This is a genomic window from Mucilaginibacter sp. 21P, from assembly GCF_019331605.1.
Taxonomy (GTDB): Bacteria; Bacteroidota; Bacteroidia; order Sphingobacteriales; family Sphingobacteriaceae; genus Mucilaginibacter; species Mucilaginibacter achroorhodeus.
Genome location: NZ_CP063061.1, coordinates 4,034,711 through 4,048,737 on the forward strand (window position 1 = coordinate 4,034,711; position 14,027 = coordinate 4,048,737).

At 42.8% G+C, this 14,027-nt stretch carries 16 protein-coding genes; 4 read left to right on the forward strand and 12 right to left on the reverse strand.

The window, feature by feature from the left end; all coding sequences use genetic code 11:
- The first annotated feature begins 4 nt into the window (after nt 1-4).
- Together INP83_RS18010 and INP83_RS18015 are read left to right on the forward strand one after the other, a co-directional pair.
- The gene (locus INP83_RS18010; RefSeq protein ID WP_219125353.1) at nt 5-1,597 is read left to right on the forward strand and encodes a hypothetical protein; all 1,593 of its coding nucleotides are present in this window, start codon (nt 5-7) and stop codon (nt 1,595-1,597) included.
- A gap of 99 nt (nt 1,598-1,696) precedes the next feature.
- Nucleotides 1,697-3,145 (forward strand): DUF5723 family protein, encoded by a 1,449-nt coding sequence (locus INP83_RS18015; RefSeq protein WP_219125354.1) that lies wholly within the window; start codon nt 1,697-1,699, stop codon nt 3,143-3,145.
- Here INP83_RS18015 and tsaB read toward each other — a convergent pair.
- From tsaB to rpmH, 4 genes are all read right to left on the reverse strand, one after another.
- Nucleotides 3,142-3,825: a tRNA (adenosine(37)-N6)-threonylcarbamoyltransferase complex dimerization subunit type 1 TsaB gene (tsaB, locus tag INP83_RS18020; protein WP_219125355.1), complete on the reverse strand. Its 684-nt coding sequence runs from the start codon at nt 3,823-3,825 to the stop codon at nt 3,142-3,144. The two genes, INP83_RS18015 and tsaB, sit on opposite strands and share 4 nt — an antisense overlap.
- A 163-nt stretch (nt 3,826-3,988) precedes the next feature.
- Entirely contained in the window at nt 3,989-4,231 is a 243-nt protein-coding gene (yidD, locus tag INP83_RS18025) for a membrane protein insertion efficiency factor YidD (protein WP_219125356.1), read from the reverse strand.
- Complete coding sequence (locus INP83_RS18030) at nt 4,228-4,611, reverse strand: ribonuclease P protein component (protein WP_219125357.1); 384 nt, start codon at nt 4,609-4,611, stop codon at nt 4,228-4,230. Before INP83_RS18030 ends, yidD begins: the two co-directional genes overlap by 4 nt.
- 76 nt (nt 4,612-4,687) lie before the next feature.
- Nucleotides 4,688-4,846, reverse strand: coding sequence for a 50S ribosomal protein L34 (rpmH, locus tag INP83_RS18035; RefSeq protein ID WP_146270402.1), 159 nt, complete (start codon nt 4,844-4,846; stop codon nt 4,688-4,690).
- A 140-nt stretch (nt 4,847-4,986) separates the two neighbouring features.
- On the opposite strand from rpmH, the gene INP83_RS18040 reads away from it, so the two are divergent.
- Nucleotides 4,987-5,865 (forward strand): ChaN family lipoprotein, encoded by an 879-nt coding sequence (locus INP83_RS18040; protein ID WP_219125358.1) that lies wholly within the window; start codon nt 4,987-4,989, stop codon nt 5,863-5,865.
- A 50-nt stretch (nt 5,866-5,915) separates the two neighbouring features.
- Here INP83_RS18040 and INP83_RS18045 read toward each other — a convergent pair whose 3' ends face one another.
- Genes INP83_RS18045 through mscL form a run of 3 tightly spaced genes read right to left on the reverse strand, consistent with a single transcriptional unit; the run spans nt 5,916 to nt 7,164 of the window.
- Nucleotides 5,916-6,266, reverse strand: a complete 351-nt coding sequence (locus INP83_RS18045) for an MmcQ/YjbR family DNA-binding protein (protein WP_255563187.1) — start codon at nt 6,264-6,266, stop codon at nt 5,916-5,918.
- An 11-nt stretch (nt 6,267-6,277) separates the two neighbouring features.
- Entirely contained in the window at nt 6,278-6,751 is a 474-nt protein-coding gene (locus INP83_RS18050; protein ID WP_219125359.1) for a hypothetical protein, read from the reverse strand.
- Nucleotides 6,752-6,774: 23 nt separating this feature from the next.
- A complete protein-coding gene (gene mscL / locus INP83_RS18055) occupies nt 6,775-7,164 on the reverse strand; it encodes a large-conductance mechanosensitive channel protein MscL (protein ID WP_146270410.1) in 390 nt (129 codons plus the stop codon).
- Nucleotides 7,165-7,319: 155 nt separating this feature from the next.
- Here mscL and rpoN point away from each other — a divergent pair, with 155 nt between their 5' ends.
- On the forward strand, nt 7,320-8,792 hold the full coding sequence (rpoN, locus tag INP83_RS18060; protein ID WP_146270412.1) for an RNA polymerase factor sigma-54: 1,473 nt from the start codon (nt 7,320-7,322) through the stop codon (nt 8,790-8,792).
- A gap of 128 nt (nt 8,793-8,920) precedes the next feature.
- On the opposite strand, the gene INP83_RS18065 is transcribed toward rpoN, so the two are convergent.
- From INP83_RS18065 to INP83_RS18085, 5 genes are all read right to left on the reverse strand, one after another.
- On the reverse strand, nt 8,921-9,943 hold the full coding sequence (locus INP83_RS18065; protein WP_219125360.1) for a type IX secretion system membrane protein PorP/SprF: 1,023 nt from the start codon (nt 9,941-9,943) through the stop codon (nt 8,921-8,923).
- Between the two features lie 10 nt (nt 9,944-9,953).
- Nucleotides 9,954-10,658, reverse strand: coding sequence for an NUDIX domain-containing protein (locus INP83_RS18070; RefSeq protein WP_146270416.1), 705 nt, complete (start codon nt 10,656-10,658; stop codon nt 9,954-9,956).
- A gap of 55 nt (nt 10,659-10,713) precedes the next feature.
- Nucleotides 10,714-11,502, reverse strand: coding sequence for an SDR family oxidoreductase (locus tag INP83_RS18075; RefSeq protein WP_219125361.1), 789 nt, complete (start codon nt 11,500-11,502; stop codon nt 10,714-10,716).
- An 11-nt stretch (nt 11,503-11,513) separates the two neighbouring features.
- Nucleotides 11,514-12,791 (reverse strand): L-fucose:H+ symporter permease, encoded by a 1,278-nt coding sequence (gene fucP, locus INP83_RS18080; protein WP_219125362.1) that lies wholly within the window; start codon nt 12,789-12,791, stop codon nt 11,514-11,516.
- 70 nt (nt 12,792-12,861) lie between these two features.
- The gene (locus INP83_RS18085; RefSeq protein ID WP_219125363.1) at nt 12,862-14,025 is read right to left on the reverse strand and encodes a glycoside hydrolase family 172 protein; all 1,164 of its coding nucleotides are present in this window, start codon (nt 14,023-14,025) and stop codon (nt 12,862-12,864) included.
- Between the last annotated feature and the right edge of the window lie 2 nt (nt 14,026-14,027).

Consider the following 14,027-nt stretch of genomic DNA (forward strand, 5'->3'; position numbering starts at 1 on the left):
GTAAATGAAGAGACTGATAGCCATTACCTTAATTTTGATTGCCGCAGTTGCGTGGGTAACCGTTAAATATTTTAACAGCTTAGGCACGGCCGGTATGCATGCAGGTAATGTTATCCGCACCATACCCGATAACGCTGCACTGGTGTTTGAGTTTACCAACGAGAACAGCCTGTACGATATTTATAAAGGCAACACGCTATTGGGCAACCTGGTTGGCGAAGAAAAACTAATCGACCTGGATACTATTAAAAACCGGCTCATCAATAACCCTGCTCTTAATAAAGCGTTTGATAATAGAAATATTTTCATCTCCATACATCCGGCTAAAGATGGCGAAGTAAGGATGCTGCTAACCACGTCTGTTAAGGATGTACCGTTAAGGGCATTTGAGGAGTTAGCAAAGCAACGCAATACCGGTATGCTGATAACGCCACTTAGGATAGGCGAAAAAAGTGGTTATAATATCTATTTTCAATCGCTTAGGAAACGTTTATACCTGCTTTATAGCGGTAACAACGTATTCTCGGCAAGTTTTTCAAAAGAGCTGATAAATGATGCAGCCAACTACAAACCGCAACGCGAGCAGCATGTTTTTATGCTGTTACCTGATCAGCAAAACGCTAACTCCCTCATCAATCTCTACGTAAACTACCAGCACCTCGACCCGTTGTTTGGTCAGTTATTTAAGGAAAACACAGACATATTCAAACCATTCAGGATGTTACCTGCCTTGGCTGCGCTGAACATCAACTTTAAAAATAATGCGGTAATGTTTACAGGTTACACCAATATTGAGACTAATAAGCCGGGGAGCTATCTTAATATTTTTGCCAACCAACAACCAATTGTCAACAATCTCAAGGACATCTATCCATCTACTACGGCTTATGCAATAGATATGGCCATATCAAATAGTCCGCAGTTCTTTGCCGATCTATCTACTTTTCAGCAAAAGGCGGGTTTACAAAAAGAAAAAAATGCCTTGTTGGCTAAAGTAAAACAGGAAACGGGCATTAACATAAAACCTGAGTTTGAAAAATTGGTAAGTAATGAGTTTGGAGTGGTGATAACTCGTTTTCAGGAAAGGTTTGCAATAATATCTGTGAAGAACGGATCGCTGTTGCGCCCATTCATGACCAATATTAGCACAATGGTGACAGACGATATTGGCCAGTTCAAATTTCAAAAATTACCCTACTTCTTATTGGGGGATGCATTTAGTGCTTTCAGAAGACCATACTTCCGAATTATTGATAACTACCTGATATTAGCCAACAGCCAAACGGAACTGACCAGCTATGCCGACACTTATCTTAACAGGAAGTTTCTAAGCAAAACAAACAGCTACCTTCCTTTTGATGATCTGCTTGCCGAACGAAGCAATATTTCGTTCTTTTTACACTTTAAGAATGCGCAACAAATTTTAAAACAAAGTTTAAAAGACGACTTCTATCTTTCTTATAAAGACAACGATTTATCATGGCGAAATTTCTACGCTGCTTCTTTTCAGTTTGGCGCAACTGATAAAAATTTCTACACTAATTTTTGCTTATTAAAAAATACGCCTGATAGTACCGCTTCTTCTAAAAATGATTAGAACCTTTAAAAAACGCAACCCAAGGCCTTTTTTATACGTTTAAATACCTGATATTAGCAGCCCATTAAAAGCTGATCGCTGCGAACATTATACAGATATATGAATCGTTTTTTACTGGTTGTATGTTTCTTATTTGTTTCTGCTACAACATTTGGCCAGCAATTTTCACAGTATAATACCGGTACTTTATTTGACTCGTTCGAGAATCCGGCGCAAACCAACTTTACGCCTGATAGCAGCCGATACGTATCCTTCAACTTTTTTATACCAAATTTTGGCGCAAACATCTTCCTTACCGGGAACGGACAAATTCCGCTAAAAACACGTGCTTTTACCGGCAGGTACGTTAATACAAACCTTACTCTTGATCCTAACAGATATAGCCGCGCAAATGCTGATGCAAACACCTACCTGCTGATGCTGCGCATATTTAAAAGCCTTGATGGCGACCAGGAGATAGGTTTTTCCTGGCAAACGCGTGCCGAAGGCAAAGGCATATTTACAGATCAAACGCTAATGCTGCTTAACGGCGCAAAAGAATTTCAGGACGGTGTTACTTATACCGGGCTAAATAACAATTATCGCTATCAGGGCTATCATCAGATAAGCTTTGCTTACAGGGAAAAGTTCAGTAAAAAGTTTTCTTTCGGGGTGAAGTTGAGTGCGCTTTTGGGAATCCAATATCAGCGGTTAAACATCAATCAATCTTCATTGCAATTTGATAATGCCAACAATACCGCATTGCTTGGTTTACAGGGCGATTACCGAATAAGCTATACATCCGGAAAATTTAACCGGGGCGATCTGATCCCAAACTTCAGAAATCCGGGAGCTTCAATAAGCATAGGTACAAGGTTGCAAACACGCGATAACTTCATTATACAAGCCAACATCAAAGACCTTGGTTTTATACACTGGTACGGAAAATCTGCACAGAACGTGTTTAATAATGTAGCAAGCCCTGATACGGTAGCTAATGTTAACGGAACAAGACTTGAAGACAGGCTTTATGCAACAGCATATCAAATTGTACGCTCTAACGGCCAGCAAACGGGCTTTACAACACCTACCAATGCCAAATTTGAGCTGAGTGCTAACAAATCCTACTGGCTGGATAACGAGATGCAATACAAATATTCTCCTACACTTATCTTACAGAAGGAACTGTTTTATGAGGGTTATACAGCCGCTTTATCAAATCCGTTTCAGTACAAAAATTACACCGGTACTATCGTAGCTGCTATCAATAATTATAAAGTAATCAACGCCGGGCTTCAGTTTATGGTAAAATCAACCAACGCTGAGTTTTTCATCGGCAGCGACAGGTTATTGCAAACTGTAAGTTTAGCGCAGGCATCAAGAAAAAACGAAAGCCAGATCAATAGCTCGGGCTTTTACAGCGGTGCCGACGTGTTTATGGGGTTCTCCCTTAAATTCGGCCACGTAATAGAGCATCCGCTTAATGCCAATCTTATCCCGATAGGCGAACGCCCGGGACTTCTAAAACGCCTGTGGAATGGTATATGGGGTAAAGATAACGGCGATTAAACGTTTGCCTTTTTACCTGCTATAAAATCTTTAAGATAATATGGCTCAAAGTAAGCCACATCCTCAAATTCCTTATCAGCAAATTTCTGTTGTGCCAACGCGGTAAGATCACATGCTGAATTTGAGAAATCAGTATCAAATAATGCGTTAGGATTTTGCCCCAGTACATCAATACATTTAGCCGCACCATCTCCGAAGAATAACACCTTATTGTTTAAAAGCAGATTGGCAAAGCTTTCATCTGTAATGATTTCAGCGGCAGTCGGTTTTACTAACGTACCATCAGCTTTGTAAACAGCAGTATAAACTTCCATGCGGCGGGCATCGATCATGGGGCAAAGTAAAGTATCGGTGCTCAAGTCTATCCGTTGCGCTACGCCTTTAGCCATTGCTTCAAGTGTATTTACAGCTATCAGTGGCTTGTCCAAGGCAAAACATAATCCTTTTGCGGTAGAAACGCCTATACGCAAACCTGTGTAAGACCCGGGTCCACAGCTAACTGCTATGGCATCAATGTTATCATACGTGGCGTTTTGCTGCTTTATCAGGTCGTTTATATAAACGGTGACAACCTCGGCATGTATATTACGTTCGTTGATCTCCTTAAAAGAAATAAGCTCGCCATCGGCAGCCAATGCCACAGAACAGGTTGTAGTTGCAGTTTCTATCTGTAAAATCATTTTCTGAAGTCAAAAGTAAAAATTCAAAATTCAAAATTGCTCATCGATCTGTGTTTTTGACTTTTTAATTTTGAATTTTGGCTCAACAAAGGAGCAAACTTAAGCTCCTCCCCAACCCAAAGGAAATTTCTTTTGAATTTTACCTTTTGAATTTGACTTACAATCAAGGTACCGGATCATGCCCGTGCCCGCCCCAGGGGTTGCACCGGGCAATACGTTTTAATGCTAACCAGCCACCTTTAAAGGGTCCGTATTTTTTTATAGCTTCTGCTCCATATTGCGAACAAGTGGGCGTATAACGGCATGAGTTAGGTAGTATAGGAGAAATAAGGTATTGATAAAGCTTTATCAGCAGCAAAAAAAAAGCGCTGAATATGGCTTTTATTGCATTCCAAAGCGCATTCATTTGGTAGCCTCCGCTGCAAGTTGCGTTAACAGCTTAGCCATTTTTTTTTCAAAAAAATCGTAGGGAGCAATCTCTTTGCCTATATAGCTTATAAATAACAACAACTTTTTATCGCTATTATTTAACGCATCGTAAAGAAGAGATTGTTTATTGAGGCGATAAGCCTCGCGCATGCGGCGCTTAACCGTATTACGGTCTACAGCGTGTTTATAACGCTTTTTAGCTACTGCGAATACCACTTGCACAGGATATTGCTGCATAGCATCGGCAGGCATCCACGATACCTTGAAGGGATAACATAAAAAAGAAGAACCGTTATGAAAAAGACCATCGATAAGCCTTTTATTACATAATCGTTCTTCTTTTTTGAAAGTATACATAGTTGTTAATGCCGAACCGCAGCTATCAAACACAAAAACGGTTAGCCCCTCTGCTTAGCAGAAGATACAACCATTATTATGCTTTGTGTGTGCGTTCGTCAGATACAGTTAATCTTTTTCTGCCTTTAGCTCTTCTTGCAGCAAGTATTCTTCTGCCGTTTGCAGATGACATGCGCTCACGGAAACCGTGCTTATTTTTTCTTTTCCTTACTGAAGGTTGGAACGTTCTTTTCATGGCTATACTTTATTCTATTCGTATTCTAATCTTTTTGCTTTTAAAAACAAGAGTGCAAATGTAGCGTAATTTTTAGTTTTTTCAAATACTAATGCAGTTATTTGGCTAATTTTATTAACATTGAAATCAACATCAATTTAATGAGAAAGATTATTGCCTTTTTGCTGCTGTTAGCCCCTGTTGCCACCATTGCGCAAGATACCATGCTATCTCATTATAAAATATATAACACAGCTAAAAAAGCGCCGGCTACGGTTGATGATATCATAAACAGCATGGATAAGGCTGATGTGATTTTCTTTGGCGAGGAACACAATGATTCTACCGGCCATTACCTGGAAGCTTTATTATTTAAAAAGCTTACAGAGAAATATCCGGGCAGATCAGCTTTATCATTGGAGATGTTCCAGACCGATTGCCAAATTGTTTTAAACGAATACCTGGCAGGCCTCATCCGCGAGAAGAACCTAATCACCGAAGGCCGCGCCTGGAATAACTATAAAGACTATCGCCCCATGATAGAGCAGGCAAAACAAACCCACACACCTGTGATTGCCGCCAACGCCCCCACCCGCTACACCAACATGGTAACTCGCGGCGGTTTAGCCAGTTTAAACCAATTAAGCGCACAGGCCAAAGCGTGGCTTGCCCCCTTACCAATTGATACCGCTACAGGGCCCTACTATGAAAAATTTGTGACCATAATGGGCGGCCACAATGCAATGGGCAGTATGAAGATCTATCAATCGCAAAACGTATGGGATGCTACTATGGGCTATAACATCGCCCAATTCCTTAAAGTACATAAAGATTTTAAAGTAATGCAGGTAAATGGCGGTTTCCACAGCGAAGAGAAACTGGGTACGGCAGCGCAGTTAAAGAAATACTCGCCCAAAGTGCGCATAGTAAACATTGCCGCCTACGCCGATGACAGCTTTGATAACCCCGACTGGACCAAATTTGAAAAACTGGGCGACTTTATTATCCTGACTGATCCTAAATTGCCGAAGACTTTTTGATCATTGGGTCATTGGGTCATTAATGACAAGCTTGTTTTTAGCGGACGATTTTAATCCTCCTTAAAAGTTATTTGGGCGGCGAGGTGTTTGGGAGCGATGCCGCAGTAGGCTGTTTTTAATATCTCGGTGAGCATGTTGGCTTGCACTAATAACAGGTTGATATGCGTCCAGCCTTGTTTGCCCCACTTGTTGGGTACTGGATAGATCACCTTATTATCAAAAGTGCAGAAGATATCCTGCTCTTCCGGGGTAAGTTTAACAGTGGCGCGGTTTTGTTCCGCCACCACTGTCGCAAAGATCTTTTTATTTACCCTGAAGGATGTTTTCTCGAAGTGAGGCTCTTCGGTGACTTCAGGAAGCGAGAAAGCTATCTCGCGAAGCATTTTTGAATTATCCATCATCAATATTTTAATCACCAAAGCGGGCGGGCTAATTCAGGATCATTAGGCAGGCAAACCATTTTTACGGTATCATTCACGTTGTAATTAGGCCGGTCAGCAATATCCTGAAGGTATGTTTTATCACCATAAACGTATTGCACAATAGCCCATTTGCTTGAAGAGCCACGGCTGTATGTACTCCCCTTGCTAATAATAATGGCTTTTACTTTCACGCCGTGCGCTTTAAGTACCCTGGTTTCTCGCTGCCCTTTCAACGTAAGAAGGGTTGCAAAAAGCCCAACTCCTATCAACAGATAAACTACCCACGAGGCAATTTCTAAAACCCGGTGCAGGTTGCCGCGTAAACTAAACCAATTTAAACCCAGCCCTGTAAAGCCTATAGCCATGGCAACGCACGCCCCTGTTGCAAATAAACTATTGCTTTTATATGAGTAGAAATAAAACATAAAAGCCCCTGCCGTAAGTATAACAAACAGCAAGAGCATATTGCTAAATCGGCCCAAAATGCTTAGCCTTTCCTTGCCAACAGGTCGCGTATTTCTGTCAATAATATTTCTTCTTTTGTTGGTACAGGCTCAACTGTAGGTGCAGCGGCTTCTTTCTTTTTAAAGCTATTAAGGCCTTTAATGATCAGGAACAACGCTAACGCAATAATGATAAAGGAAATAACCTGAGATATAAAGTTACCATACTTAATGGCAGTACCGGGTATCACCAGTTCGCTAAGGTTGCTTAGGTGTGCGGCTTTAAGTGCCGGGGTAAGTATTGCGGGGGTAATGATATCATCAACCAATGATTTTACGATGCTGCCAAAGGCCGCACCAATAACAACCGCAACTGCCAGATCTAATACATTGCCCTTAACGGCAAACTCTTTAAATTCTTTTACAAATCCCATATCCTTATTATTTGTTGTGTTATTAAAGTTATCAATAAAAAGTTGACTGCTCCAAACAAAACCTGCTTAAAAACATTTTAGGATTATTATTACAGCAACAAAACCATTTTAAAACATAAGCTAATTGCTGTACTTTTGACCTCGCGTCTTACACTATGTTAAAACAGAATCTCCAGCAAAAGCTCCTACAGAAACTTTCGCCTCAGCAAATTCAATTTATAAAATTGCTGCAGGTGCCTACCGTGTCGCTCGATACCCGTATCAAAGAAGAACTGGAGGAAAACCCTGCGCTTGAAGATATGAGTTTGACCAATATCAATGAGCCTGAAGAACAGTACCCTGACCGCGACCCCGACGATAATTACGATAGTGATAATGAGGGTGGCGAAATGGATGAGTTTAACATAGACGATTACCTGCAAGACGATAGCGTGAGTGATTACGGAAGCCGCTACGATAATAACGGTGATGATGAAGATGACCGCAAGGAAATTCCAATTGCCGTACAAAGCTCTTTCTTTGAAAACCTGCAGGCACAATTAGATCTGCTGCCACTATCTGACCACGATTTTGCCATTGGCCGTCAGATTATAGGCAGTTTGGACGATGATGGCTACCTGCGCCGCCCCATCATGTCCTTAACCGACGACCTTGCTTTTTCGCAGAATGTAATGGCCGAGGATGAAGAGGTTGAGGATATGCTTAAGGTTATCCAATCCTTTGACCCACCGGGCGTTGGTGCCCGCACTTTACAAGAATGTTTGTTGATACAGCTTCGCCGTAAAGATGGGAACGACCCGATTGTAAAGAAAGCTATCCTGGTGGTAGAAAACTATCTTGAGGAGTTTACCCGCAAACACTATGATAAGTTAGAAAAATCGCTAAGCATGAACTCGAACGAGTTGCGTGCAGTGGTTGGTGAGATATTGAAGCTTAACCCCAAACCGGGTGATAGCAACGAGGTTAGTACCAAGCAAATGCAGGTGATACCTGATTTTCACATCAAGAACAATGATGGTGTACTATTATTAACTCTTAACTCTAAGAATGCCCCGGAACTAAAGGTAAGCCGCTCTTACCAGGAGATGTTTCAGCATTACGATAAGGCATCACAAAAAGATAAAAAGCTGAAAGAGGCCGTTCAGTTTGTAAAACAAAAGCTCGATTCTGCTAAGTGGTTCATCGATGCTATTAAACAGCGCCAGCAAACGCTGCTTAAAACCATGAACGCCATTATGCAGTATCAATACGATTTCTTCCTTACCGGAGACGATAAGAACCTTAAGCCAATGATCCTGAAAGATATTGCCGACCGCATCGGTATGGACATATCTACGGTATCGCGCGTAGCCAACTCGAAATACGTACAAACCGAGCATGGTACCTACCTGCTAAAATCATTCTTTAGTGAGGCTATCCAAACTGAAAGCGGCGAGGAAGTGTCAAATAAAGAAGTGAAAAAAATATTGGAAGAAAATATCGGCAAAGAAGATAAACGCCATCCGCTTGCCGATGAGAAATTGACTGAAATATTAAAAGAGGCCGGCTATAATATTGCCCGCCGCACAGTTGCCAAGTACCGCGAACAAATGAACATCCCGGTGGCAAGGCTCAGGAAAGAGCTATAAAGAGGATCAAGACTTTTAGAGTCAGGAATCAAGACAAAAGAAAGCCCTTAAATTTTTAAGGGCTTTCTTTTTTTACACAATCACGCGGTCTTGATTCTTGGCTCTTGATTCTTGTTTCCTCTGTGAAATTACCATCCATGTTGAGGCGCCGTTAGTCTGTATTTGTTATTGAGTAAGATCCCGATCACCAATTCGTGTGATCCATTGCTTACCGTATTTAACGGAGAAGTGGTAATGTCATAAGCATAGCTAACGTTGATAAGCGAATTGAGATTAAAGCCCGCAAGCACACCAAATGAATCATTACGGCGATAGGAGCCACCAAACCAAAACCTATCGCGGAAGGACAGCTTCATATTGATATCAAAACTTGTTGGCGTGGGTTCTATAAATTTAAGCAGCGCAGATGGTAAAAGCATCACATCGTCTGACAGGTAGAACTTAACTCCTGCTGTGGCAAAAAAATGTGGCACAGTACGGTTCAGAGATGAATTAGCCGTTCTGGTTGAGATGTATTGTACCTGCGGTAAGATTTGCTGAGCAGATACGCCGAAGTAATAATTTGCAGCATAGCCCCAAATACCAACTCCTAAATCAGGCTTCCATTTATTATTCTCAATCCCCTGTAAAACAGGATCGTCAGGGTTTTCAAATGCAAGTTCTGACGTAGCCAGATGCAAATGATTAGCTCCTGCAGATACACCTACTGAAAGATTAAAATTACTAGTGATACCCAAATGGTAAGCATAAGAAGCGGCAACGTTAGTTTGATCGAGCGGGCCAGCCTTGTCGGTCACCACCATAAAACCGATACCATGGTGCGGTGCCGATGCACGGTAATCAGAAGTGTACATCCGGCTGTAAGGGCTCTCGCCATCATAAGGCAAAAAGCCGGCAGCATCTCCTTGTGTAAACTCAGAACCTAAAGGAGCAGTGATACTTGCATAAGCTGTTACCGGTGCACCCTCAATACCTCTCCATTGGCTGCGATAGCCTAATTTAACATCGGTATAATTCTCTATGCCGGATACCGCGGGATTTAATAAAAGGTTATTGAATATATACTGCGTGTACTGTGGCTTTTGCTGTGCTAAAGCAATTGTCCCAATAAAGCAAATTGTGATAATAATTGGTAATGCTTTTTTAAGCATTTAATTGGTTTTAGAAAAATTTGTCAGGATTGGGAACCAAGTTAAGAAATTTCTCAAACTTTTCTTCATAATGAGACTGATCCAACTGGTAGTAAAAAGCCCCCTTTTTTGATGACTGTTTATCCTTCTCATTTTGCTTCACGAGCAAACCGGTAGATAGTAATTTGCGGCTAAAGTTCCTGTCATCGAATCTGGTTTGATAAACCCCCTCGTAAAGTGCCTGCAATTGCGGGATGGTAAATTTACCGGGTAATAATTGGAATAATATGGGATGCAAAGCCGCCTTGTAGCGTAACTCCTTTAAAGCGAGTTTAACCATTTCGGCATGGTCAAATATCAGATCGGGCATATCGGTAAGCAGGAACCACTCGGGGTGATTATCGCTTACCAACTGTTGCTGGTATTGTTGTATATCTATCAAAGCAAAGTATGCAATTGAAAGTGTGCGCTCAACCGGGTCGCGGTCTGGCTTACCAAACACCCTAAACTGCTCCATGTATACGTTGTTGAGTCCTGTGCGTAGCTGTAACACACGATTGGCCGCATCTTCCGGGCTTTCGTTGGGGCGCATAAAACCGCCCATCAGGCTCCACTTACCTTTATCAGGCGCAAGGTCGCGCTCTACCAGTAGTATTTTGATATCTGATCCGTCGAATCCAAAAATGATACAGTCAACGGCAACTAAAATTCGCGTTTGGCCGGTATACTCGCCCATAAGTTAAAGGTTATCAGCTACAAGGTTAATAAATCTTGCTGATTTAAAAAATTATTTAAGCGTTGGCCAAAGCACGGTCTAAATGCACGTATCCACCGTCAACATAAACGATCTGTCCGGTAGTATGGCTTGATCTGCCGGACAGCAAGAATACAACAGCATCACCTATCTCAGCGGTAGTGGTCATCCGGTTACCAAGGGGTATTTTGGCCTCAATTTCTTTTCGTTTACCATTAGGGTCGGGCAGTGTTTTTATCCAGCTTTCATAAAGGGGTGTCCAGCATTCGGCAACTACCACGGCGTTAACCCGTATGCCATATTTAAGAAGTTCTACAGCCCATTCGCGTGTAAGCGCGTTTCGCCCACCATTGGAGGCAGCATAAGCGGATGTATTGCCCTGCCCGGTTTCGGCAGTTTTTGAGGTGATATTTACGATAGGCCCTTTTGATTCCTTTAAGTATGGCAAGGAATGATGCGCCATTAAGTAATAATGCACCATGTTTTTATGCAGAGAAGCCATAAATCGCTCATAGTCGCCATGCTCTAAACCTACACCATCGTTCGCACCGGCATTGTTCACGAGGCCGTCGATACGGCCGTATTTCTCTGCAACTGCCTTTACTGCTGCAACACATTGTGCAGGGTCGCTAAGTTCAGCTTGCACCTGGAAACTTTGAACGCCTTTAGCCTCAAGCGCATTAACCACTTTAAGATTATCCTGCTCACTACGGCCAATAATAACCGGGATGGCACCTTCTGCCGCAAGCGACTTAACAATGCCCTCACCTATACCTTTTGCACCACCGGTAACGATGATCACTTTATCTTTTAAATTCAGATCCATAAAATTTTCAATTAATGGCCGCCCACAACATCAAGTTTTTTCACTTTGAGGTTTTGCAGCGCAAACCAAAGTATTACTGCAAAGCTCACCCCCGGTACAACATAAGCGATTTGTATGTTAAACATATCTGACAGCTGGCCCATTATCGGCGGCATAATTGCGCCGCCAACAATACCCATTATCACTAATGATGAACCTAACTTGGTTTGCGGCCCTAAGCCCCTTATACTTAAAGAGAAGATAGTTGGGAACATGATAGACATAAAGAACAGCACCGCCATCAACACATAAACCACAAACGGCCCATGCAAGGTTACTGCAGCTGCTATTAAACAAATATTGATGATCGCATAGGTTACAAGCAGCTTAACGGGGTTAAAAACCAGCATTAAAGCAGTGCCGGATAAGCGGCCCAGCATAAATAACAGCAAACCAATGCTCAACAATTTTGCAGCGCTATGTTCGCCAAAGCCGGCTACGTGTTCACTGTATCGAATAAAGAAACTGGTTACGCACGCCTGCCCTCCTACGTAAAAAAACTCTGCCACTACGCCCTTCATCAAATGTTTGTTTTTGGCAAGGGCGATTATCCTGCCCAGGAGAGGTTTATTTTCTATCGCTTTTGTTTCGGCAGATTCTTCTTTAATGGCCGGGAAAGCAGTACGCCAAACAAAGATGGCCACCAGTAAAACTGCAATGCTGATTACAAGGTAAGGGACCTGTACTGAGGATGCCTCATGATTTAAATACGCCTCCAACTGTTGCGACGACATTGCCTTTTCCTGGGCATCTGTTAAAACAGTGCCTGAGAGTATGAAGGTGCCACCAATAAACGGCGCCAAAGCAGCCGCCATACCGTTAAATGATTGTGCAAAATTAATACGTTGGGTAGCACTTGCAGGGTCGCCTATTAAGGTGATCAACGGATTGGCAGCGGTTTCCAGGAAAGCCATGCCTGAGAAAACCACAAACAATGCACCTAAAAAAAATGCGTAGTTACGTACAGCAGCAGCCGGATAAAACAGCGCGGCCCCAACAGAGAACAGCAAAAGGCCGAGTATGATGCCACCTTTATAGCTGTAGCGCTTCATAAACTGTGCTGCAGGTATAGGCAACAGAAAATAGGCTATGTATGATGCTGAATCTATTAATGATGATTGAAAATCTGTTAATTGGCAGGCCTTTTTCAAGTGTGGGATAAGTATCGGGTTAAGGTTTAATGCAAACCCCCACAAAAAAAACAAGGATGTAATGAGCGCAACCGCGGCCAGGCTTTTGTCTTTAGACATTAATGTGTGTATTTAACAATTAATAATTGGAGGGCTCAATATAATTATTTAAAGGCAGCTAACAACAGTTTTAATTAACTTCCAGTTCATCTTTTGTTGGCAGTTTAGGAAATGCGCCATGCGGACCTTGTTGATACCAGAACACGGTTGATGCCAGATCGTCCTGCAAGGGCAGGTAGCGGCCGTCGCCACGCCAGCCAAGGTCCTGCAGGGTTACCCTAAGGCTTTTTTCAAAACGGATGGGGTCTGCGATGTGCCAGCGATATAAGCCAAAGCGTTGCGCTACATTGTACAACCCGTCCCCTTTTATCACCTGCGCCAAACCTGTGTAAGGGCCCGAGAATTCGGTGTAATTACGGGTTTCTCGTCCCTGCTCGTCTCGTTTGCGGGTCTCGAAATTGTATGATCCGCAGAAATAATCTTCGGTACCGGTGCCAATGATGGTTGGGTACTTGGCGTCTCCGTCCATGTAGAACTTGATCTCCCCTTCGCCCCACCAGCCATTTTTGTTTGAGCCATAGGCAAGGTAAGTACCTACATACTGGCCCTTGCCTTTAATGCTATCTACCAATACAAAGTCTTTTTTATATGGCAGCGGGTTTACACGCCTGAACTGCGCGTGGAAATAACCCGCATCCTCGGGCACCTTGGTCAGGGTATAATCTACCTGGTAATAAAGCACCATGTCGTTGTCATCGATATTCTCCATGGTAATGCGGCACTTTTTGCGGAACGGCATCGGCCAGTAACAATTAAAGGCACTACCAGGGTTAACGGTTACCGCCAGTGAATTAACAGGTGCGTATTTGCCCCAGCCCATGCAAAAGAAATCGCCAACAGGTGCCTCTACAGATGGTGTGCTCTCGTCGTCCCAGTACATCCTGATAATAGAATACCGCCAGTTACCTGTCGGGGTCATCCATATGTGTTGGATGGCACCTTCGCCGTTTATCTCGGCCACGGTGAACGTAGTATGTTTTTTTATGATTACACTGGGGCTCACCTTCCAACCCTGGCCCAGGTCGCGTGCAGCAGCCTTACCTGTACCCTCTGTGGCCATCCCACCTTTCCCTTTTTCACCTGTAAAATTCTCCGGACTAATAGAACGGCTAACCGCATCTGATGTACGGAAGATGGTACCCATGTTATTTTCTAATCCGTTAAATTTTTGCTGAGCGTGGGCGCTTAGGCCAAAGATGCCCAGCATCCCGGCAAATAAAAAAAGCTTTCTCATGG

Coding starts and splice junctions, on each gene's coding strand:
- INP83_RS18010 (WP_219125353.1), top strand. CDS start 5: ATGAAGAGACTGATAGCCATTACCTTAATTTTGATTGCCGCAGTTGCG.
- INP83_RS18015 (WP_219125354.1), top strand. CDS start 1,697: ATGAATCGTTTTTTACTGGTTGTATGTTTCTTATTTGTTTCTGCTACA.
- tsaB (WP_219125355.1), bottom strand. CDS start 3,825: ATGATTTTACAGATAGAAACTGCAACTACAACCTGTTCTGTGGCATTG.
- yidD (WP_219125356.1), bottom strand. CDS start 4,231: ATGAATGCGCTTTGGAATGCAATAAAAGCCATATTCAGCGCTTTTTTT.
- INP83_RS18030 (WP_219125357.1), bottom strand. CDS start 4,611: ATGTATACTTTCAAAAAAGAAGAACGATTATGTAATAAAAGGCTTATC.
- rpmH (WP_146270402.1), bottom strand. CDS start 4,846: ATGAAAAGAACGTTCCAACCTTCAGTAAGGAAAAGAAAAAATAAGCAC.
- INP83_RS18040 (WP_219125358.1), top strand. CDS start 4,987: ATGAGAAAGATTATTGCCTTTTTGCTGCTGTTAGCCCCTGTTGCCACC.
- INP83_RS18045 (WP_255563187.1), bottom strand. CDS start 6,266: ATGATGGATAATTCAAAAATGCTTCGCGAGATAGCTTTCTCGCTTCCT.
- INP83_RS18050 (WP_219125359.1), bottom strand. CDS start 6,751: ATGCTCTTGCTGTTTGTTATACTTACGGCAGGGGCTTTTATGTTTTAT.
- mscL (WP_146270410.1), bottom strand. CDS start 7,164: ATGGGATTTGTAAAAGAATTTAAAGAGTTTGCCGTTAAGGGCAATGTA.
- rpoN (WP_146270412.1), top strand. CDS start 7,320: ATGTTAAAACAGAATCTCCAGCAAAAGCTCCTACAGAAACTTTCGCCT.
- INP83_RS18065 (WP_219125360.1), bottom strand. CDS start 9,943: ATGCTTAAAAAAGCATTACCAATTATTATCACAATTTGCTTTATTGGG.
- INP83_RS18070 (WP_146270416.1), bottom strand. CDS start 10,658: ATGGGCGAGTATACCGGCCAAACGCGAATTTTAGTTGCCGTTGACTGT.
- INP83_RS18075 (WP_219125361.1), bottom strand. CDS start 11,502: ATGGATCTGAATTTAAAAGATAAAGTGATCATCGTTACCGGTGGTGCA.
- fucP (WP_219125362.1), bottom strand. CDS start 12,791: ATGTCTAAAGACAAAAGCCTGGCCGCGGTTGCGCTCATTACATCCTTG.
- INP83_RS18085 (WP_219125363.1), bottom strand. CDS start 14,025: ATGAGAAAGCTTTTTTTATTTGCCGGGATGCTGGGCATCTTTGGCCTA.